A 1,228-nucleotide genomic window follows, 5' to 3' on the forward strand; every position below is an offset into this window, starting at 1 on the left:
GGCCGAAATGGGTGGAGTCAAACGAGATGAGCCTACCGAGAAAATGATTGGGTGGCGTTACTTCGCGTGGTGTGGATTTATAGGCTTCGCACCATGCGGTAGCGGGATTTTCCTGGCTCGTCATGCTGACGTTTCCACTGGGCGCTATCTAATTGATTTTGACCGAGCAACCAGTCGGTGGACCGCCGCTCAGTAGATCTAGGACGGCTTTAGTCGAAGCTCCGCGCCGACCACATTCACAATATCTTCTATGCATTGGTTACTGTTGCTGATACTAGTCGCATTAATCGGGTTGGGCGCACGTTGGCTTTTGCGCGATCGGTCGCCTGATGAAATGCGGGCGGCAAAAGCAAAACTTGACGCTATCCGAAAGAAGCACGAGTAGAGTCTGCTTTAGGCCCACCGCAGACATCCAAAACCACTCTGAAATTCCACGATGTATATTATGTTAAATAATAAAAAGCGGCGCCTGCGACTAGGCTCGCCCTTTGATGGATTCTTGGGTGCCGGTCACTCCGAGGTCAGCTGTCAAGCCTATGAAATTGAGCCTGCACGTGAAATTGTCGACGCCCCAGGCAGTGCACCAGCAGATCCATGCAGTCCATAAGGTATGGCTCATGAAATGMGCGCCGCGCAGCTGCTGCGCGAATCCTAGAACCACGCCGGCGGTGATCGCACCGACAAGCCATTTTTTCGCAGCAATTTTGTCGCTGCCGCTAAAAACGAAGTAACCACCTAAGAAGGCAAACCCGGATGACGCATGCCCTGCGGGGAAGCACCCTCCACTACCACCGTCGTGCTGAAAAAGGTGGGCCCAATGTGAGGCGTAATGCGCCACGCCGCCGAAATCGGATAAGGCGTAAGGGCAGCTGGTGGTGCTCATCAACTTCAACGAGCTGACCGTCATAACTGCCAGCAAAGTCGTGGAGGCGAACTGCAGGCGCTTAGTGAATTCAAGCCGCTTGAGGCCACCAAGTGGAAACCACACCCCCAGGCACAGCAGTAAAGCGAGGCACCAGGCCACCCGTCGAGCGCCGTCGTGCAAGATAACGGTGAGGAACCAGTTATCTTGCAAAGGAAAACCGGCAAGGCCGCCGAACCAGTGCGCCATCGGCAGATCGAGCCCCGATGCGTCCCACGCCAGAAAAATGACGGCCGAGGCAACCGTGATCGCCGCAAACCGTTTTTGGGAAGAATTTTGCATGGCGTGGAGCTTCGGTGTCTTGTC

The 1,228-nt window shown here is 54.9% G+C and carries 1 protein-coding gene; it reads right to left on the minus strand.

Annotation, left to right across the window (positions count from 1 at the left end; translation table 11 throughout):
* Nucleotides 1–475 precede the first annotated feature (475 nt).
* Nucleotides 476–1,228, minus strand: a 753-nt coding sequence (locus tag AC1DWI_RS23730; protein WP_477725985.1) for a phosphatase PAP2 family protein, incomplete at its 5' end; no start/stop codon positions are given.

This window comes from Polaromonas sp. P3_C2 (assembly GCF_056402675.1).